Source organism: Streptomyces sp. NPDC021749, from assembly GCF_040640655.1.
Lineage (GTDB): Bacteria > Actinomycetota > Actinomycetes > Streptomycetales > Streptomycetaceae > Streptomyces.
Map to the genome: position 1 here is coordinate 1 of NZ_JBFACE010000074.1, position 19,420 is coordinate 19,420.

Annotated in this window: 14 protein-coding genes and 2 pseudogenes; 13 read left to right on the forward strand and 3 right to left on the reverse strand. The window is 69.3% G+C overall.

Going from position 1 to position 19,420, the window contains the following annotated elements; translation table 11 throughout:
* Nucleotides 1–94 precede the first annotated feature (94 nt).
* Nucleotides 95–469: pseudogene (locus tag AB0G35_RS36095) on the reverse strand (amino acid permease); the annotation flags it as partial.
* Between the two features lie 85 nt (nucleotides 470–554).
* Between AB0G35_RS36095 and AB0G35_RS36100 the strand changes: the two are divergent.
* Nucleotides 555–1,604: a 4-hydroxy-3-methylbut-2-enyl diphosphate reductase gene (locus AB0G35_RS36100; RefSeq protein WP_360958663.1), complete on the forward strand. Its 1,050-nt coding sequence runs from the start codon at nucleotides 555–557 to the stop codon at nucleotides 1,602–1,604.
* A 98-nt stretch (nucleotides 1,605–1,702) separates the two neighbouring features.
* On the forward strand, nucleotides 1,703–2,590 hold the full coding sequence (ppgK, locus tag AB0G35_RS36105) for a polyphosphate--glucose phosphotransferase (protein ID WP_360958666.1): 888 nt from the start codon (nucleotides 1,703–1,705) through the stop codon (nucleotides 2,588–2,590).
* A gap of 61 nt (nucleotides 2,591–2,651) precedes the next feature.
* Here ppgK and AB0G35_RS36110 read toward each other — a convergent pair.
* Nucleotides 2,652–3,176 (reverse strand): annotated as a pseudogene (locus tag AB0G35_RS36110) (DUF6542 domain-containing protein); the annotation flags it as partial.
* A gap of 375 nt (nucleotides 3,177–3,551) precedes the next feature.
* Here AB0G35_RS36110 and ychF point away from each other — a divergent pair.
* From ychF to eccD, 3 genes are all read left to right on the forward strand, one after another.
* The gene (gene ychF / locus AB0G35_RS36115; RefSeq protein ID WP_360958669.1) at nucleotides 3,552–4,640 is read left to right on the forward strand and encodes a redox-regulated ATPase YchF; all 1,089 of its coding nucleotides are present in this window, start codon (nucleotides 3,552–3,554) and stop codon (nucleotides 4,638–4,640) included.
* Between the two features lie 487 nt (nucleotides 4,641–5,127).
* A complete protein-coding gene (locus AB0G35_RS36120; protein WP_360958701.1) occupies nucleotides 5,128–5,406 on the forward strand; it encodes a hypothetical protein in 279 nt (92 codons plus the stop codon).
* Nucleotides 5,407–5,584: 178 nt separating this feature from the next.
* Nucleotides 5,585–6,940, forward strand: a complete 1,356-nt coding sequence (gene eccD / locus AB0G35_RS36125) for a type VII secretion integral membrane protein EccD (protein WP_360958672.1) — start codon at nucleotides 5,585–5,587, stop codon at nucleotides 6,938–6,940.
* Here eccD and AB0G35_RS36130 read toward each other — a convergent pair.
* Complete coding sequence (locus tag AB0G35_RS36130; RefSeq protein ID WP_360958675.1) at nucleotides 6,927–7,400, reverse strand: hypothetical protein; 474 nt, start codon at nucleotides 7,398–7,400, stop codon at nucleotides 6,927–6,929. The two genes, eccD and AB0G35_RS36130, sit on opposite strands and share 14 nt — an antisense overlap.
* 12 nt (nucleotides 7,401–7,412) lie before the next feature.
* On the opposite strand from AB0G35_RS36130, the gene AB0G35_RS36135 reads away from it, so the two are divergent.
* The 8 genes from AB0G35_RS36135 to AB0G35_RS36170 all read left to right on the forward strand — a co-directional run bounded on the left by AB0G35_RS36135 (nucleotide 7,413) and on the right by AB0G35_RS36170 (nucleotide 18,622).
* Nucleotides 7,413–8,258 carry a MinD/ParA family protein gene (locus AB0G35_RS36135; protein ID WP_360958678.1) on the forward strand — a complete coding sequence of 282 codons (846 nt, stop codon included), beginning with the start codon at nucleotides 7,413–7,415 and terminating at the stop codon, nucleotides 8,256–8,258.
* A gap of 108 nt (nucleotides 8,259–8,366) precedes the next feature.
* Nucleotides 8,367–12,350, forward strand: a complete 3,984-nt coding sequence (eccCa, locus tag AB0G35_RS36140; protein WP_360958681.1) for a type VII secretion protein EccCa — start codon at nucleotides 8,367–8,369, stop codon at nucleotides 12,348–12,350.
* An 88-nt stretch (nucleotides 12,351–12,438) separates the two neighbouring features.
* The gene (locus AB0G35_RS36145; protein WP_360958684.1) at nucleotides 12,439–13,857 is read left to right on the forward strand and encodes a DUF6177 family protein; all 1,419 of its coding nucleotides are present in this window, start codon (nucleotides 12,439–12,441) and stop codon (nucleotides 13,855–13,857) included.
* Between the two features lie 198 nt (nucleotides 13,858–14,055).
* The gene (locus tag AB0G35_RS36150; protein ID WP_360958687.1) at nucleotides 14,056–14,388 is read left to right on the forward strand and encodes a hypothetical protein; all 333 of its coding nucleotides are present in this window, start codon (nucleotides 14,056–14,058) and stop codon (nucleotides 14,386–14,388) included.
* A gap of 48 nt (nucleotides 14,389–14,436) precedes the next feature.
* Nucleotides 14,437–14,748: a pore-forming ESAT-6 family protein gene (locus AB0G35_RS36155; RefSeq protein ID WP_360958689.1), complete on the forward strand. Its 312-nt coding sequence runs from the start codon at nucleotides 14,437–14,439 to the stop codon at nucleotides 14,746–14,748.
* Nucleotides 14,749–14,886: 138 nt separating this feature from the next.
* On the forward strand, nucleotides 14,887–15,321 hold the full coding sequence (locus AB0G35_RS36160; protein WP_360958692.1) for a DUF6507 family protein: 435 nt from the start codon (nucleotides 14,887–14,889) through the stop codon (nucleotides 15,319–15,321).
* Nucleotides 15,318–17,870, forward strand: a complete 2,553-nt coding sequence (locus AB0G35_RS36165) for a hypothetical protein (protein WP_360958695.1) — start codon at nucleotides 15,318–15,320, stop codon at nucleotides 17,868–17,870. Before AB0G35_RS36160 ends, AB0G35_RS36165 begins: the two co-directional genes overlap by 4 nt.
* A 41-nt stretch (nucleotides 17,871–17,911) precedes the next feature.
* Nucleotides 17,912–18,622, forward strand: coding sequence for a hypothetical protein (locus AB0G35_RS36170; protein ID WP_360958698.1), 711 nt, complete (start codon nucleotides 17,912–17,914; stop codon nucleotides 18,620–18,622).
* The last annotated feature ends 798 nt before the right edge of the window (nucleotides 18,623–19,420 follow it).

Consider the following 19,420-nt stretch of genomic DNA (forward strand, 5'->3'; position numbering starts at 1 on the left):
TGCACTGGTCACACTTCCGCAGACACAGCCAAGCCCGAGCCCGCCACTGCCACTACCAACGCCGAGGCCACAAACCCCACATGCGGTTGCAGTACAAGGCGTGCAGCGCGATCCCGGAGAACAGATACGCCACCGCCGGGATCAGCAGGTAGTCCAGCATCGCCATCCACCCCGCGACGAACCCGGCGCCGTCGCCCAGCCCCACCCGCGCGTAGGTGTAGACCGACCCGGCCCGCGGCGCGACCTGCACCATCTGGGCGTACGCGTACGCCGTGAACGCCATCGCGGCGGTCGCCACCACGTAGACCACGGTGACCGCGCCGTGCGACTTCGCCTGCAGGGTGCCGAAGATCCCGACCGGCGCCATCGGGGCGATGAACAGCAGCCCGTAGACGACCAGGTCCCGGAACGTCAGCGTCCGCCGCAGCGCCCCCGGTCCCGCCGCCCCGGCCCGCCGCCCCGACTCCATCCCTGCCTCCTCGCTCGTTCCGGCCTCCCAGTCTGGGACAACGGCCGATCTTCGGGCGCCGGGCACGGCCCTTACGATGGACGGCATGACTTCCCGCCCGTCGCCCACCGCCGCCCCCAGTGGAGACGCTGCGCGTCCCAGTGACATCCGCCAGCCCGCCGGCCGCAAGGTCCTGCTCGCCGCCCCCCGTGGCTACTGCGCGGGCGTGGACCGCGCCGTGATCGCCGTCGAGAAAGCCCTGGAGCAGTACGGCGCGCCCGTCTACGTACGCCACGAGATCGTGCACAACAAGTACGTCGTGCAGACCCTGGAGAAGAAGGGCGCGATCTTCGTCGAGCGTACGGAGGAGGTCCCGCCGGGCAACATCGTGATGTTCTCGGCGCACGGCGTCGCCCCCGTCGTCCACGAGGAGGCCAAGCGGGGCCGCCTCGCCACCATCGACGCGACCTGCCCCCTGGTGACCAAGGTCCACAAGGAAGCCGTCCGCTACGCCAAGGAGGACTACGACATCCTCCTGATCGGCCACGAGGGCCACGAGGAGGTCATCGGCACCTCCGGCGAGGCCCCCGACCACATCCAGCTCGTCGACGGCCCCGGGGACGTCGACAAGGTCGAGGTCCGCGACCCGTCGAAGATCGTCTGGCTGTCCCAGACCACCCTCTCCGTCGACGAGACCATGGAGACCGTCGACGCCCTGAAGACGAAGTTCCCGGGCCTGATCTCCCCGCCCAGCGACGACATCTGCTACGCCACCCAGAACCGGCAGCTCGCCGTGAAGCAGATGGGTGCCGAGGCCGACCTGGTCATCGTGGTCGGCTCCCGCAACTCCTCCAACTCCAAGCGGCTCGTCGAGGTCGCCAAGCTCGCCGGCGCCCGCGAGGCCTACCTCGTGGACTTCGCCAGCGAGATCGACGAGGCCTGGCTGGAGGGCGTGACCACGGTCGGCGTCACCTCCGGCGCCTCCGTCCCCGAGGTCCTGGTCGAGCAGGTCCTGGAGTGGCTCGCCGAACGCGGTTACGGCGACGTCGAGATCGTCAAGGCGGCCGAGGAGTCCATCACCTTCTCGCTGCCCAAGGAACTCCGCCGCGATCTGCGCGCCGAGGCCAAGACGGCGGCCGAGGACACCGACGCCTGACGCCCGGCCCCGACGACGAGCGCGGGCCGGCGGACGGAACCGCCGCCGGATCCGCGTTCCCTGGGCGGCCCGGCCCGTCCGCGCCTAGCCTTTTCCCCATGAGGGTCTTCGGTGTGGACATCGGCGGATCGGGCATCAAAGGCGCCCCGGTGGATCTTGAACGCGGCGAGCTCGCCGACGAGCGCCACAAGGTACTGACCCCGCAGCCGGCCACCCCGGACGCCGTCGCCGACTGCGTCCGCGAGGTGGTCGCGCACTTCGGATGGACCGGCCCGGTCGGCGCGACCTTCCCCGGAGTGGTCACCGGCGGCATCACCCGCACCGCCGCCAATGTCGACAAACGATGGATCGGCACCGACGCCGCCGCCCTGCTCACCGACCGGCTCGGCGGCGAGGCCGGCGGCTGCCCGGTCACCCTCCTCAACGACGCGGACGCGGCCGGCCTGGCCGAGATGCGCTACGGCGCCGGCCGCGGCCGCACCGGCACCGTCATCGTCCTCACCCTCGGCACCGGCATCGGCAGCGCCGTCTTCACCGACGGCCGGCTCGTCGCGAACACCGAGCTCGGCCACCTCGAACTGCACGGCCACGACGCCGAGAAACGCGCCTCCACCAAGGCCAAGGAGGACGAGGACCTCAGCTGGCAGCGCTGGGCGCGCCGGGTCCAGAAGTACCTCGCCCATGTGGAGATGCTGTTCTCGCCCGAGCTGTTCGTGATCGGCGGCGGCGTGAGCCGCAAGGCCGAGAAGTTCCTGCCGCTCATCGAGGGCATCAAGGCCGAGATCGTGCCGGCTCAGCTTCAGAACAACGCGGGGATCGTGGGGGCTGCGATGGCCGCGTACGCCGCTCCGGCTGGCGCGCCACCTGCCGCGGCCGTGTCCCCGGCCGGTCCCGGCCGGCCTTCCGCGCCGCCGCCCGGTCCGCCGGCCCGGACTCCCCGCTCCGTGGTCGAGTCACCGGTCGGCTGGCCCGACGCCGCCCGATGACCGCCGCCCGCCGGACCACCGCGATCAGCGCGCAGACCAGCGTGCCCGCGTAGAGCCAGCCGGCGTTCAGCGCCAATACGGTGAAGACGCCCATCAGCAGCCCGCCGAAACCGTCCCCCCCGCGGTGGATCGGCACCGCCCCGAGCGTGAACGCGATCGGCAGCGTGACCGGCGCGCAGATCAGGTCGTACGGCCGCACCCACACCGCCGCGCCGATGCCCACCAGCAGGAAGAACACGCCGTACGGGATCTGAGCGCCGCCGAGCAGCAGCTCGTCCAGGCAGGCGAAGGCGAACAGCGCGAGCGTCGCCAGCAGCCAGCAGCCCAGCCCGGTGAGCTTGGCCGCGGGCAACCGCCGCCGCAGGTTCTCCGGCGCCACGGGGAGCGGACGCTGCGGACGCGCCCGGTAGACGGCCGAGGATTCCGGCCCCACCGGGGGCAGCACGGCCGCCCGCTCACCCACGGGTGCCGCCACGGCCCCCGGGGTGGGTCCCCGGGCGGCCCACGCCTGCGCCGGACCGCGCGCCGCGGCCCGTACGGGCGCGGGCGCCGCGATCGGCACGGACGCGAAGCCGGAGGCCCGCATCGCGGAGAGGAAGTCGTCGTCGGGGTCGGGGGCCACGGCCTCCGCCGGGCGGGGGAGCCGGGCGTCCTGGTTCGCGGCCGGACGTCCGGACCACGGCGGGCCGTGCTGGGGGGTACGCGCTTCGTGTTGCTCCACTCGCCAACGGTAGGCCGCTAAGTGGTATTAACCGGTTACGGGACACGCGCTTTGGCCGAGCTTGGGACTGCGTTCGACACGAGCGGGTGCGGGCGGTGCGCCACGGCGGGCGCCGCCCCCGGGCACCGGGCCCGGCCTGGGGCGGCCGGGCGCCGCCGCACGCCCCGTAGACTGGTGGATCGGCCCCTCGCGAGGCCGTTGCCCACCCCACCACTCTCCCTTCGGAAGTCGAGTCGCCACGTGTCGCTCACGATCGGAATTGTCGGTCTGCCGAATGTCGGCAAGTCGACCCTGTTCAACGCCCTGACCAAGAACGACGTGCTGGCGGCCAACTACCCGTTCGCCACCATCGAGCCGAACGTGGGTGTCGTCGGCGTCCCCGACCCCCGCCTGGCCAAGCTCGCCGAGATCTTCTCCTCCCAGAAGATCCTCCCGGCCACCGTCGACTTCGTCGACATCGCCGGCATCGTCCGCGGCGCCTCCGAGGGCGAGGGCCTGGGCAACAAGTTCCTCGCGAACATCCGCGAGTCCGACGCGATCTGCCAGGTCATCCGCGCCTTCAAGGACGAGAACGTCGTCCACGTCGACGGCAAGGTCTCGCCCAAGGACGACATCGAGACGATCAACACCGAGCTGATCCTCGCCGACCTCCAGACCATCGAGAAGGTCCTGCCGCGCCTGCAGAAGGAATCGCGGATCAAGAAGGACGTGGCCCCCAAGGTCAAGGCCGTCGAGGAGGCCAAGGCCATCCTGGAGAAGGGCGACACCCTCTTCGCCCACGGCATCGTCCAGGGCAGCGAGCGCAACGAGCTCCTCCACGACCTCCACCTCCTCACCACCAAGCCGTTCCTCTACGTCTTCAACGTCGACGAGGACGAGCTGACCGACGAGGACTTCAAGAACGAGCAGCGCGCCCTGGTCGCCCCCGCCGAGGCGATCTTCCTCAACGCCAAGCTGGAGGCCGACCTCGCCGAACTGGACGAGGACGAGGCCCTCGAACTCCTCCAGTCCGTCGGCCAGGAGGAGCCCGGCCTCGCCACCCTCGCCCACGTCGGCTTCCGCACCCTCGGCCTGCAGACCTACCTGACGGCCGGCCCCAAGGAAACCCGCGCCTGGACCATCAAGCAGGGCGCCACCGCCCCCGAGGCCGCCGGCGTCATCCACACCGACTTCCAGAAGGGCTTCATCAAGGCCGAGGTCATCTCCTTCGCCGACCTGGTCGAAACCGGCTCGGTCGCCGACGCCCGCTCCGCGGGCAAGGCCCGCATGGAGGGCAAGGAGTATGTGATGCAGGACGGGGACGTGGTGGAGTTCCGCTTCAATGTTTGATGCGTGACATAGCATTGACTTAGCGATCTGGCGAATGTGCAGGTCAGGCGGGGTCGGCCCGAGATGGGGCCGGCCCCGCTGTCGTTCCCGTTGCTGGATCCGCGCTGGATTTGCTGACGTCTCGTCACCTGTCGTCATCCCTGGTTATCCGCACCGTCGCTGGATCGGTGCTGGATGTGACTGACGGAGCGTTAGCTGGATGGGCTGGGTCCTGGCTGCGGATTTCGTCGTGGGCGGGGGCTGGGGGGCGGTCGGGCTGGGGTGGCGGTGGCGGGGGTGGGGCGCCCGTTGCCCAGGGGTGCTGCATGCGGGCCGTGTGCAGCATCCGTGGTGCGCATGGGACGCGGTCGGGGAACCGCGGTACGCGCGTGACCGCGGATTTGGGTCTCGGCAGGGTCTACATGCTGGCTGATCGGGATGCCAGCGGGTGGCACCCCGTGTCAGCCGTAACCTGGGGTGGCGGACGACTGAGGTGACGGACGGGGAAATGGCGCGGGATTACGACAGCCAATTGCTGGAGTCGGTGGCGGTGCGCCGGCGCAGGTTGCGGGATGCGCTGCTGTTCGGTGCGCAGCGGGGGCGGCGTACGGCGGACGAGCGTCTTGGGAAGGTGTTCGCGGGGATCGCGATCACGGCGGTGCTGTGTGCGGGGTGTGTAGGGTGGTCGTTCCTTCAGCACACGCTGGCGCAGCAGAAGGCCGAGCAGGAGAAGCAGCAGCGGCAGGTGCAGCAGTACGAGCAGCCGCCGAGGTCGGCGAGATCCTAGGAATCCACAGGTCGGATTCGGACAGGTTTTGCGGCACCCAGAGACATCGGCGAAGACCTTCGCGTGATGGCAGAGCTGTTGCGTGGTTTCTGACGTGGACCGGGAGCGTATAACAGCAGTACAGAGGGGCCGGTTGGGCCGAGAGGGCGTCAAACCGCGCGATGATAAGTTCCCGTAAGTGGTGAGCAGAGGAACGACTACCCGCGGGCAGTTGAGTCGAGTGACGTTGGTCGGGGACCGACGGCGGGCCGATGTCGTCCTGCTCTCCGATACGCCGATCGGGCAGCTGATCCCGGATGTCCTGGAGTTGCTGGGCGATCGGCCCGCATCGCGGCCGGTGGCACGGCAGTTGATGACGTCGGATGGTTCCGTTCTGCCGCATGACAGCACCCTGGCGTCGGCCGGGGTGGCCGACGGCGCTGTGCTCCGGCTCGTCACGGCGCACAGTGCGCCGCCCGCTCCCGTGGTGCACGACGTCACCGACCAGGTGGCTGACGACCTGGACCTGCGGGCTTGGCGTTGGCGGCCCGCTGCGAGGCGGGCCAGCGCGGGAGTGGCGACGGTTGTCTTCGCGGTGGTCGCGGCGCTGCTGGCTCGTCAGGAGTTCCCGCTCGACGTCCTGGTGGGTGTGCTGTCAGCGGTATCGCTCGTGTTTTTGGCGGGTGGTGCGCTGGCCGCGACGGTCGGGCGGGGGAACCGGGGGCTGGCGACCGCGCTGCTGGTTGCCTCGGGTGGGCTTGGTGTGCTCGCCGCGTGGACGGCCGCCGATGCGTACAACTGGCCGGGTGGCGGGCGGCTCGCCGGTGTTGCGGGTGCGCTGGTGGTGATGCTGGGGGCTCTTGGTTACTTCTCGCCGCTGGGTAAGGGTGGGCTCGTGGGTGCCGGGGCCACGGCCGTGATCGCTGGGGTGTGGGAGGTGGTGGCGGCTGTTCAGGGCGATCCGGCTCGGCTCGGTGCTGTCATGGCCGTCTTCTCGTTGGTGGCGCTTGGGCTGTTGCCGCGGCTCGCGCTGATGGCGTCGGGGCTGACCGCGCTCGATGACCGCCGCTCGGCCGGGGTGTCCGTCAGCCGCCATCAGGTGGGTACCGCGTTGGCGGCGACGCATCGCGGGCTTGCCCTGGGAACGGCCGTCACTGCGGTTTCGGCTGCTGCCGCGGGTTGGTTGCTCACGCTGGCGGAGCGGCCGACCGTGTGGACGGTGGCGCTGGCATCGCTCGTGGTGGTGGTGTTGGTGTCGAGGGCGCGGGCTTTTCCGTTGGTCGTTGAGGTGGTCGCGCTCTTCGTTGCCGCGTCGTGCCTGGTGGTGCGTTTGGTGATGGTGTGGGTGGAGCGTGGTGGGGGTGGCGGACCGCTGGTTGTGCTGTGTCTGGCGGCGGTGTTGCCGTTGGTCGTTTTGGCGGTGCAGGTGCCTGAGCATGTGCAGGTGCGGTTGCGGCGCGTGGCTGATCTGGTCGAGTCCATCGGCATGGTGGGGCTGTTCCCGGTCGCCTTTGGTGTGTTCGGTGTGTACGGGCAGTTGCTCAACCAGTTCTGATGGTTCTGGTCTGAGTCGATGTGCAGGTGCTGCGGGTGGGGCAGCAGGGTGGGGGTGAAGAGCGGGCATGTCGGGCGGAGACGGCTGGCAGGGTGAGGTGCTGCGGGATCTGGGAGCAGGCCCGCAGCAAGATATGCAGGGGGCGGGCGGCTATCCGTACCCGAGGCAGGAGCAGCAGGCGGGCCAGCAGGTCGGCCAGTGGCATCAGGCCGGCTACCAGCAACAGCACCAGCCCCAGCACCATGGCCACGGCCAGGGCCAGCACCACGGCCAGGGCCAGGGCCAGCACCACGGCCAGGGCCAGGGCCAGCACCACGGCCAGGGCCAGGGTCAGTATCAGCGGCAGGAGCAGCCGGCCCCGGTCGCGTACGGCCTGAACTCCCCATCCCACGCAGCTCCCCACGCGCAGCCCGTGGTGGACGAGGGGTTGGGCGGCGCGGTGCTCCGCAAGCCGCAGCATGGTGAGCCCTTCGTGGCGCGTGCCGTACGGGCCGTGCGGCGCTCGCTGTCCTCGTCTGCCGCGCGCGAGGTCGCCGAGGTCACCCACACCGCCGCCGTGCTTCAGCAGCCCGTGACGACCGGCCGGCAGATCGCCGTGACCTCGATCCGGGGTGGATCCGGCAAGTCGACCGTTGCTGCGCTGCTCGGCACCGCGTACGCGCACTACCGCCAGGACCCGGTCTTGTTCCTGGAGGCAGATCCGGCCCTCGGTTCGCTGCCGCTGCGGCTCGGCGCGCAGATGCGGCGCTGGACCACGAGCGAGATCGCCGACATCGTCAAGCCGGACATGTCGCTGCTCGACGTCACCGGCTACCTCGTCCAGCTCCCCAACAACGCCTGGCTGTTGCCCGCGAGCAAGGGCGAGATCGGTGTGATGCTGGACAGCCGGGCCTACGAGCGTGCCGTGGTGGCGCTGCGGCGCTACTTCGGTGTGATGGTCGTCGACTGTGAGACGTTGCCCGCCGAGGTCGCCCGGGTCGCATTGGCTGCCTCTCATGGTCGTGTGCTGACCGCACCGGCTACGCCGGAGGGTGTGACCAGTACGTACTCGGTGCTCCAGTGGATGCAGCGGCTGCCCCGACAGGTGATCGCCAACACGGTCGTCGTGCTCACGGAACTGGTACCCCACCAAGGACTCGACCTCGATCAGGTCGCCCGGCAGCTCAAGACTGCCGGGGTAAGTGTCCAAGTTCTGCCGTACGACCGGCATTTGGCGGCCGGTGGCCCGGTGCGAACCGAGTTCCTCGCTGCCTCGACCAGGGAGGCCGCCGCGCGCATCGCCGCGGAGGTCTTCCAGCTCTCCCAGAAGCGTCACTGACCCAGAATCTGAACTGGATGCCGTGCACCAGATGCCGTGCCCGACTGTGAATGACGGACGACGAACTGTGAAAGACGGACGACGACGAACCGTGAATGACGGACGACGATGAGTACCCGACTGATCCACCGCCCGGCCAGGACCACCCGTCCGCCGGCCGCCTCCGAAGCGCGCATCATCGAGGCCCCGCCCAACCTCCCCGAGGGCAAGGCGGGCAACATCGCGATGTCGCTGCTGCCGGTCGCCGGTGTCATGTCGTCGGTGGTGATGATGACGGTGGTGCGCAACAGCCAGTTCGCCGGGCTGGGCGCGATCATCCTCGTGGTCACCGTCATCGGCTCCGTTGCACTCGTCTTCTCGCAGCGGGGCAAGGCCCAGCGCACCCGGCGTACCCAGCGCGAGGCGTATCTCGCCTATCTGGAGGACCTGCGCGAGGAGCTGTCTGCCGAGGAGCGTGGGCGGCGTGAGCGTGCTGAGGTCCTCAACCCGCCGCCGGCCGCCCTCTACGACATCGTGCGCGATCCGGCCCGGCTGTGGGAGCGCCGGCGCGTCGACGGCGACTTCCTGCGGGTGCGTGTGGGCACGGGTGAGATGCCGATGCGCGATATGCAGATTGCTCAGCAGGGCTCGTCGGTCCTCACCCCGCCCGACCGTTTCATGCTCAACGAGGCGTCGGCGCTGATGGGCCGTTTCCGCACGGGGACCGATCTGCCGCTCACCGTCCCACTCGACCGGGTCGGCAACGTCAGCGTCATCGGTCCGCGCGAAGACTGCCTGCGCATCGCGCGCGCCTTGCTCGTCCAGGCCGCCGCGATGCACGCCCCGGATGATGTGGCGGTGGCGCTCGCGGTGCCCGGCGACCGGCTCCCTGACTGGGAGTGGGCCAAGTGGCTGCCGCATCTGCTCGACACGGAGCAGTTCGACGGCCCGGTCGCCGCTCGCCGTATCGCTCCCTCGGCCGTTCAGCTGGCCCGGCAGCTCGGCCCTGAGCTGCGCCGCCGTGCCTCCTATGCGGCTGAGGTGCGGCGCGGTCTGTCCGGCAACGACGCCCTGGCGATGACGTCCCGGCTGCTGGTCGTCGCCGACGGACACGGCGAGGACGCCGTTGACCTGCCGCGCCCCGACGAGGCGGTCGGCCTCCGGGAGATGGGGGTCACCGTGCTGCACCTGCTTGAGCGGCGGGTCCAGGAGCCGGGGCAGGTCGGAGTCCGGATCACCGTCGACGGTGATCAGGTGGTCATCGAGGATCTGCGCGGGCCTGGGCCGATCGGTGCCCACGGCACGGTGGATGAGGTGAGCATCCCGTTCGCCGAGGGCCTGGCCCGGATGCTGGCGCCGCTGCGTCTGTCCGCCGAGTCGCTCGCCGACGCCCCCCTGACCGGGCCGGTCGACTTCACCGATCTCCTCGGCATCGACGACGCGGCGCATCTGGACCTGTCGCACCTGTGGGCGCCGCGCGGCGAGCGTGCCTTCCTGCGCGTCCCGATCGGCATCAACGACTCCCACGAGCCGGTGCTGCTGGACCTGAAGGAGTCTTCCGAGCTCGGCATGGGCCCGCACGGCCTGTGCGTCGGCGCCACCGGCTCCGGCAAGTCCGAACTCCTGCGCACCATCGTCCTCGCGTTGGTGGCCACGCACCCACCGGAGGACCTGTCCCTGGTCCTGGTCGACTACAAGGGGGGTGCGACCTTCGCGCCGTTCGCCAACCTGCCGCACGTCGCGGGCGTCATCACCAACCTGGAGAACCAGGCGGGCCTCGTCGAGCGCGTCCACGCCTCGCTCGCCGGCGAGGTCAAGCGCCGCCAGCAGGTCCTCAAGGACGCGGGCAACATCGCCGACATTGGGCACTACGCCGCGCTGCGCGCCAGCAGCCGGCCCGACCTGGAGGCCCTGCCGCACCTCTTCGTCGTCATCGACGAATTCGGCGAACTGCTCACCGCCAAGCCCGACTTCATCGACCTGTTCCTGTCCATCGGCCGCATCGGCCGCTCCATCGGCGTGCACCTGCTGCTGTCCAGCCAGCGCATCGAGGGCGGCCACCTCAAGGGCCTGGACACCTACCTGTCCTACCGGCTGGGCCTGCGCACCTTCTCCGCCGACGAATCCCGCACGGTCCTGGACACGCCCGATGCCTTCCACCTGCCGCCGCTGCCCGGATTCGGCTACCTCAAGGTCGACACCAGCCACTACGACCGCTTCAAGGCAAGCTACGTCTCCGGCGCCTACCGCGGACCCGCGCGGCGCGCGGACGACGAGGAAACCGGACCCCTCGCCCTCCCCTACGACACCTTCAACACCCTTAACACCTCTGCCTCCGCCGAGGATTCGGGCGCGCAAGAGCCCACGGTGCGCCGCCGCGAGACGGGACCGACGGAGCTGGCCGTCATGGTCGAGCAGCTGGCGCACGCCGCCGGTCCGGTGCGCCGCATCTGGCTTCCCCCGCTGCCCGACGCGACCACCCTGGACGCCGTCGCCGGACCACTGGACGTCGGCGTGCGCGGTACGCAGCTTGCCCAGCGCCGCGGACCGCTGGAAGTACCGCTCGGCCTGCTCGACGATCCTGCCAGGCAGTGGCAGGGCCAGTGGTATCTGGACCTGACGGTGGCGGGCGGCCACGCCGCCGTCATCGGCGGCCCGCAGTCCGGCAAGACCACCCTCCTGCGCACCCTCGTCCTCGCCCTCGCGCTCACCCACACCCCGCAGCAGGTCGGCATCTACGGTCTCGACCTGGTCGGCGGCGGCCTGGCGGCTCTATCTGGCCTGCCGCACGTCGGCGGCATCGCGGGCCGCGCCGACCGCGAGCGGGCAGCCCGCACCGTCGACGAAGTACGGAGCATGCTCGCCGCCCGTGAGGACCTTTTCCGCGAGCACGGCATCGACTCCGTAGAGCAGCTGCGTACCCTGCACGCCGCCGGACGGCTGCCCCAGGTGGCCTCGGCCGAGATCGTGCTCGTCATCGACGGCTTCGGCGCGTTGCGCGACGATTTCGAGGAGCTGGACGACGCCATCGCCGACATCCTCAAACGCGGCGGCGGTTACGGCATCCACGTCGTTGCGGGCATGCTCCGCTGGAATGACGTGCGCATCGCCGTGCAGTCGAACTTCGGTACACGCGTCGAGCTGCGGCTGAATGATCCCGGCGAGTCCAGCATCGACCACAACCTCGCCAAGACCCTCTCGCCCGACGAACCGGGCCGCGTCCTGACCGACGGCAAGCTCTTCGCACAGGTCGCGCTTCCCCGTACGGACGGGGTCGCTGACGCCGCGGACCTGGGCGCGGTACTGGAGCGAGCGGTCCGGACGATCCGGGCCACGTGGAACGGCGAGGTGGCCCAGCCGGTGCGGGTGCTGCCGCACCTCCTGGAGCCGCACGCCCTGCCCGGCCCGGTCGCCGAACCCACGCGGGTCCCGATCGGCCTGGACCAGACAGCCCTCGAACCCGTCCTCCTCGATCTCTTCGATCACGACCAGCACCTGCTGATCATGGGCGACAGCGAATGCGGCAAGACCAACCTCCTCAAGACCATCGCCCACGGCCTCATCGACCGGTACAGCGAGGACGAGCTGGTCTTCGCCGTCATGGACCCCCGGCGCGGGCTGCGCGGCGCGATCCCCGAGGAGTTCAACGGCGGCTACGCGTACAACGCCAAACTCTGCGCGGGCCTCGCCGCAGGCATCGCCACCGTGCTGGAAAAACGGCTGCCCGATGACGGTGCGCGCCTCGACGACCTGGAGCCGGGCAGCTGGGGCGGCGGACCGCGCATCGTGGTGCTCGTCGACGACTACGACGTCCTCACCACCGCCGGCCAGGAACCACTGGCACCCTTCCTTCCCTATCTCCCCTCAGCCGTGGACATCGGCCTCCACTTCATCCTGACCCGCCGCGTCGCAGGCGCTTCCCGCGGCATCTACGAACCCGTGGTGCAGGGCCTGCGCGAATCGGGATCGTCGGCCCTGCTCATGGCGGGGGACCGCGGCGAGGGCCAGTTGTTCCCCGGCGTCTACGCCTCCCAGCAGCCAGCGGGCCGCGGCGTACTCATCCGCAGGGGCCAGCCCCACCGCCTGATCCAGACCGTGTATTCCCCTCAGTGACACACCGCAGCGCACTCGCGAGCACGCGTGCCAGGCCACGTACGGCAACCCGTCACGAACCACGAACCACGAAGGACCCAACGACCACATGACCAAGGACGTCGTCGCCCTCACCCAGCGCATGCCCGACCCGTGGACCATGCTCGCGGGCCTGCTCTCCGGAGGCCCCGACAAGCTGGTGGACACAGCAGGCGAAGGCGCCGTCGTCCGACTCTGCGACGATGAAGGTCGCCCCCTCGTCTCCGTCGAGGCCCCGCTGCTCGTACAGGTTGAGGGAGAAGCCGAGCGGCTGCTCGGCGCCACCCCACCGCCCCTCCCGTACTGGTGGACCGAGGCCCGTGCGACCACCGGTGTCGAACACGCCGAGCAGCTTGCCGGCACCTTCGCGGCCCGGCTGGCCGCTCTGGCCGACGGCACCACCTGGCCACCGGAGGCCGCGCAGTCCCTGGCCGTGGTGAAAACCGACGGTGTCAGCGTCGCTCCCACGCCCGCCACCGCACAGCCCGCCGTCGACGTCCTCACCGACAAGGTCGCCGTCGTCATCCAGGACCGCCCAGTGACCGCCATGACGGCCTGGCTCCAAGAGGCGTTCCGAGCCGCCGCCAACGCCGAACTGGGCCTCCAGATCGTCACCCCGCCCGGCACCACACTCTCCCCGGCCGTACGCGACAGCCTCAGCAACTGGCCCTCGCGCTGGGTCGTGCGCGACGAACAGGACGGCTACTACGACGGCCTGACCGGCGCCGTACTGCGCTGGCAGGACGGCATGTTCGCCCCCGTCACGGCATCCGACGCGACCGCCGACGACCCACGCACCCCGGTTGCGGCCGCCTACCAGCACTTCGCGGACACCGGTGAGCGCCAGCTGGCCATCACGTTCCGCACGGTCCACCCCACGGACGACCGCCTGGTCCTCGGCGGCGCGCTGGAGTCGCTATGGCGCGAACTCACCGGCGAGGCCCCAGCCGGGTGGGGAACCGCGGAACCCGCCAACCTGCCCTGGTCACCGCGCCAGATGACCGACCTGGCCTACGAGCGGGCACCCGAGCCGACCTGGTTCGTCGTGGTCGGCACCCCGGACCGGCCCGGATTGGCCACGGTACGGGTAAGCCGTACGAAGGCCGGCGTGGAGGAGCACGTCACGCTCGCTTTCGGCCACGGCGCGGACGAGGAGCCGCCCGTCGAGGCCCTGCCCAGGGCCGCCGAGCTACTTGTCACCCGCCACCGCCTCCAGTCGATGCTCGTACAGCTCCGCAAGGCCCGCCACGACCTGGCCGTCCCACCCCGCTTCGAGGGACCAGGAGTCCCGCTCGCCTTCGTCCTCGGCGCAGAGGAAGTCCACCAGATGCCGGGCGACCGTGCCCGGCACACCCCGCTGTCCGAACCGCCCGTCCCTCTCGGCCCGAAGACCCGCCCTGCGCTGTACTACTCGCTGCCGGGCGACCCGTCGGACTTGTCGGGCTGGCGGGACTTCGAGGTCCTGATGCGGCATCTGAAAGGCGAGTAGAGACCGCCGGGGTCAGCGCTGACAGGTGGACCTCGCGTGCCTCCAGCCCCCCGGCAGGGGGCGCTGACCGGCCACCTACCAGCTTTGAGCCATTGTCAGACCCTGGCCATAGCATCGGCTTTGTCAATTGCACGGGTTGTGCCGCGGTTGATAGGCATGACCGTACATACGATCGTCAAGTCTGGCAGGGGGGACCCGATGAAGTTCGACATGGGGGCGCAGACGCTGTCGACCCTGAGGTCGCAGTCGCAGGGGTCGAGTACGGAGCTGGGGACGCTGATCCGCCAGCTCGTACAGGCGGCCCAGCCGCTGGAGGGCAAGTTCAACGGTGCGGGCAAGGCGGCGTTCGACTCGTTCAAGTCGCACGCGGACGAGATCACCGCGTCGTTGAACAGCGCCCTGGCCGCGATCGTGGGCGGCCAGTCCGGTATGGAGTCGGCGTTCAGCACCGGCGTCCAGGAGCAGGCCGACAACGCCCGGTCGCAGATGTCGGCGGCGAACTTCGACGCGGCCCGCTTCTCGGGCCGCTGACCGCCCGAGAAGCGACAGAAGTACTCAGACTCAGGGGGAGTGATTGTGATGGCTGCTGGGATGGACCGTCGTTCGTACGACTCGGGGGCCTCGGCGGAGGCGCAGGGCAACATCCAGTCGGTGATCGGACGGCTGGAGCAGGTGATCGCAGCACGTGATGCGCAGGTGAAGCAGGCGATGGCGGACTTCGCGGCAGACGGTGTCGCGGAGGAGTACCACGGCAAGGAAATGCGCTGGAACCGCGCCTCGCAGGAGGTCAAGAACATCATCCAGCTGCTGAAGACAACGCTGGAGAAGAACGACGCGACCGCCCACCAGACGCTGGCGCGCGCGAAGTCCGCGGTCGACAACATCGGCTGAATCGTCGGGCGCCCGGGGGAAGCAGAAGCAGTCCTCCCGGGTGCGTCGACGGGTCGCAGGTCTTCGGGGGAGGAGCGGCGCCGCGCAGGTTCGTGGCGACCGTGCAACAGAGGTGTATGCAGGGGGAGCGGGGCGTTCATGGCGTCGTGGGACATTCAGCCGCAGGGAGTGCAGGGCCAGTTGAAGGTCGTCGGCACGCACGCCGAGGATCTGGGCAACGCCCTCAGCACGTTGCTGGCCGACATGAAAGAGGCGGCTGAGGCCGCGGGCACCGCCGTGCCGGGCTCGCAGGCCGCGCCACGGTCGTACGGGCCGGTGCTGCCGCAGAAGGCTCCGGCGTGGTCGGCGCGGACCTCGACGGGCCCGGTCGCAGCGGCACTGGGCGAGTACGCGGCGCAGCGCAAGCCGGACTTCAAGGCGATGGCCCACCGCTGCCAGGCCGCCGTGCTGGGCGCGGCCGCAGCCACCAACGAGTACGTCCAGGGCGACCTGGAGGCGGCCAAGAACGCTCAGAGTGCCGCCCGGGCCGTGCGACTGGACGCGCTCAAGGAGTTCGGGGGGAAGAAGAAATGAGCAACGCGCCGGTCGATCCGGCCGAGGTACCGGTCTTCACCGGAGATCTGGACCTGCTCGAATCCAAGGTCAAGGCGCTGTCCCACGGCGGCTCGAAGGTCGCCACCGCCGGCTCGGACGTCCACAAGTCCTTCGGCGGTCTGTCCGCCTTCTACAAGGCGCCTGAGGCTGAGCAGCTGTTCGGCGTCACCAAACCGGTGGAGCGCACGGCACACCGCCTGAGCGAAGACATGCATGTCATCGCCAAGGCCCTGGGCACCTACGCCCGCGAGATCACCCCGCTGGTCCACCAGCTCAACCAGCTCAAGCAGGACGCCGCCGCCTTCCGCGACAAGGTCGCCGGCGACGAGGACTGGCGCGAGGACGGCGACCTGATCGAGGAGAACCTGGGTCGCCGCAACAAGATCGCCGAGGTATGGGCCGCGTTCCAGGCAGCCGAACGCGCCTGCCACGCCAAGATCGTCGGCCTGGTCGGCGGCCACGCCCTCCACACCATCGACGCCTCCCACAAGACGGGGTACGGCTACGACGCCGAAGCCCTCAAACAGTCCAAGAGCCTGCCCTGGGGCGATGCGGTGGAGGAATCCGTGCCTTGGTGGCAGGTGTGGGAGCATGCCTACGACTTCGGCAAGGGCGTCATCGTCGACGGCGCGTGGGGCACCGTCAAGGGCCTGCTCACCCTGTTCGGCTGGGACGGCGCAGACGCCGCCGGCGAGGCATGGAAGGGCCTGGCCAAGCTCTCGACCAGCATGTCGATCACCCTGATGCCCGTGGTGGGCGCAGCTTACTGGCTGGCACCGGGGGACAAACTCCCCTCCTGGCTGCGGGACTCCCGTACTGCCATGGTGGACACCGGCAAGGCGCTCGTGGCCTGGGACCAATGGGAATCCAACGGCTCCAGGGCCGCAGGCGCAGTCACCTTCAACGTCATCACCGCCCTGTTCACCCGCGGCGGAGGCGCCGCCCTCTCGGGTACAGGCAAGGCCGCCACGGCAGCCAAGGCCCTGTCCATCGCCGCCAAGGCAGGCGAGGTCATCGACCCGATGACCTACGTCTTCAAGGGCGCAGGCGCGGGCCTGTCGAAGCTCGGCGACGTCATCGGCCACCTCAAGAACACCGGCCACCTCGCGACCCCGAAAATCTCCGACGGCGCCTTCAGCCTGCCCGAGGGAGCCGTCAAACTGCCTGACGGCACCGTGCAGTTGCCCAAGGGCACCGCCGTCCCGGACGGAGCGACCAAGCTTCCCGACGGCCGGATCAAGCTGCCCGAGGGCACGGCCACCTTCCCGCCGCACACGGTGAAGGACCCAGTCAGCGGCAGGTTCATGGACGGCAAAGGCGCCCTCTACAACGAGGACGGCAGCCTCTTCCAGCGCGCCGAGGACGCCCCCAAGGCCAACCCCGCACCACCCACCACCGGCGCGGACAACCCACGCGTCGAGACCCCGACCCACCAGCACCAGCCGGTCCTGGCCGGCATCGGCGGCCGGGGCGACGACGTCACACGCGTCGGTTCGGACATATCCGACCCAGAACGACGTGTCGGCGACAGCGCGGGCCAGGACACCACCAGTCCAGGCGGCAAATCCCCCACGGGCGGCCACGGCGCCCCGGGCGGCAATGTGGGCTACTACATACCGACGAACAGCCACACCCCGGGCGGTGGCAGGAGCACCAACCACACCCCGGACGCCGGCAGGCTGGACCACTCCACGAACGTCAGCCACACCACCGAAACGGGCGGCACGGGCAGCGGCGGACACGGCGCTGACGACCAACCATCCATCCCGCACGAGAGTGACGGCCCCGTCGACACCGGTGGCGGACACGACCTGCACGGCAATGGCGGTGGGGACGACCTGGGCCACACCGGCGACGAGCCGCTACCGCATGAGCCCGAGACGCCGATCCTCCCCGGTGGATCCGAGCCCAGGCCGGACGGCGCCCGGTACATCGAAGAACCGGACAAGTTGGCCGCCTCGGCCGCGCGGTTCTACGACGAGATTCGCGCCAACCCGGATTCCCTTGACGTGCGGGCGATCTCTGACAACACAGGCATCAGTCCGGACGTGCTGGCGCGCGTCAGAGACCATTTCTTCCTCACCGAGCACGCGGTGGCCGAGGGGCCGGGTGTGGTGCGTCAGGGGTACTTCACCCCGCGAAAGGACATAGCTGACATCGTGCAGGCAGCCTCCGAACACACACTGGTCGGCGATGAAGCAATCAAGTTCGAGCGATTCATCGCGCATGAATACGTCGAGAGTCACCTGCTAGAGGCGGGAGTTCCCTATATCCGGGACCACCCGGAACTTTGGGAGCCGTACGCCAACGAGAACGAGTCCGGGTACTATCATGTCTGGCCCGAAAGCGCAGCGGATGCCGGTGCCCATGATCTGGCTGCGAGTGAGCGTCGCGGCGGGTTCAATCACTGGGCCGGATTTGGCCTCGATGTTCCTATCGTGCAGCTTTCATCCAATCTCGCAAATATCGATGAAGTGATGGCGGCTCTTTTCGAGGAGCTGCGCTCGAAGGGAATTGAGCTGAAGTGACTGACTCGCCGGCGTCCGCCATGTTGAATCGGCTCCGCGGTGTGGAGTGGATCAGTGACTGGGACTACGCGATGGAGCACGTGATGTCGCGTCGTCTTCTGATGCGCGAGTATCTGAGGCGGGCAGCGCTTTGGGCCCGGGCGTACTCCGCCGAGGATGAGTGGCCCTTCTTCGATGTCACGGAGCGCATCGACCCTGAATTCCGGCTCTCCCCGGAAATCGCTGCGGAACTAAACGAATTCCTGGGCACCGTCCCCGAGTGGTTCCTGAGGAACACCTGCGCGGGCGCTGTGCGCATGGCGGAACTCCGCATTCAGAACAAGGTAAGGCTTCCCGACCTCCCCGACCTCTACGAGCCACTTGTGCTCTTCTACGAGCGGGGCGGCGAGTTCGTGTATGACAACGCCGGTGGCCTCGATCTGACCGGCGTGTCGTTCCGGCCCAAGGGCCTGCAAAGCAACCTCGGCAGCGCTTCCCTCGTCGCGCTCCGCGGTGACGTACTCGATGCCCTGGATGCCAAGGGGCGCATCTCTTTCTACGCTACGGCCGATGGCCGGCCGCCCGTACTCAGGCGCCGCCTTCTGCCGGGCGGTGAGCGGCACGACGAGGCGTTCGGTCAGGACCTGCGCTGGGAACCGACGGACCGGCTCCCCGGATCCGAGGAGGAAGCGAAGGAAGCCGGCTGGGTGCGGATCACCGACAACGAGGCGGCCCAGCTCATCGAGGAGGCCCTGGTCGGCACTCCCAGTTGACCGGCGAGCCACCGGCACGGAATCGATGGTTCAAGATCAGCAAGGGGACCTTCCGTGAGCGTGAAGCGTTGAGGGGCGGTAGTCCAGCGCTCGGCTGGATAGGTGATTGCGGCGAAGGTGACGCTTCCATCGTTCTTGCCGTGCGTTGACCAAGTGTGACTTCCTCGCCATCTCGTCCAGCTATGAAGCGCTCAATCCCTCTGGTGGCGGTCGCGGCATTGCTTCCCGTTGTGGTCGCGACGCCGGCTGCAGCTGACACCAGTGCCTGCACCCACCACTTCATCGGGCCTCAGGTCTGCATCCGATTGAAGGGGCGCAACCATATGAATTCGGTGACGGCCATCTGGACCAATCCTTCGCAGGGGACCAAGCACCGGAGCGTCAGCCTCTTCATGAGTGGGCGGCGCATCAGAACAGCGCAGGCCCACAAGGTTGGAAGTACGTTGAGTCATACGTGGCCCACTTTCGACACGGGCACCGATACCAGACTATGCGTGAAATTCGTGGGGATTTCACGTATGGCATGTGAGACGACTAGGTACATCGGCGACCGCGCACAGCTCTGATCGGCTCACGGCGGCCCTGTCTATGGGGGCTGAGCGAGTGGAGTTCGGTGCATCGAGTGCACCGAACTCGACTTGTGTCGACGGGGCAGTGGGGCCCGTCGCATACGCCCCGTCTACCAGCGGGGCGGCAACGGCACTAAGGGCTGTCCCGTAAATGATCTTTAACGTGCTGGGTGACCTGCTGGTTTCTGCGTCATCCGGCAAGGACAAGGTTGTGCAGGCGGGCGATGCC

Coding starts and splice junctions, on each gene's coding strand:
- AB0G35_RS36130 (WP_360958675.1), bottom strand. CDS start 7,400: ATGCTGCGGCTTGCGGAGCACCGCGCCGCCCAACCCCTCGTCCACCAC.
- AB0G35_RS36150 (WP_360958687.1), top strand. CDS start 14,056: ATGAAGTTCGACATGGGGGCGCAGACGCTGTCGACCCTGAGGTCGCAG.
- eccCa (WP_360958681.1), top strand. CDS start 8,367: ATGAGTACCCGACTGATCCACCGCCCGGCCAGGACCACCCGTCCGCCG.
- ppgK (WP_360958666.1), top strand. CDS start 1,703: ATGAGGGTCTTCGGTGTGGACATCGGCGGATCGGGCATCAAAGGCGCC.
- AB0G35_RS36145 (WP_360958684.1), top strand. CDS start 12,439: ATGACCAAGGACGTCGTCGCCCTCACCCAGCGCATGCCCGACCCGTGG.
- AB0G35_RS36120 (WP_360958701.1), top strand. CDS start 5,128: ATGGCGCGGGATTACGACAGCCAATTGCTGGAGTCGGTGGCGGTGCGC.
- AB0G35_RS36155 (WP_360958689.1), top strand. CDS start 14,437: ATGGCTGCTGGGATGGACCGTCGTTCGTACGACTCGGGGGCCTCGGCG.
- AB0G35_RS36165 (WP_360958695.1), top strand. CDS start 15,318: ATGAGCAACGCGCCGGTCGATCCGGCCGAGGTACCGGTCTTCACCGGA.
- AB0G35_RS36160 (WP_360958692.1), top strand. CDS start 14,887: ATGGCGTCGTGGGACATTCAGCCGCAGGGAGTGCAGGGCCAGTTGAAG.
- AB0G35_RS36100 (WP_360958663.1), top strand. CDS start 555: ATGACTTCCCGCCCGTCGCCCACCGCCGCCCCCAGTGGAGACGCTGCG.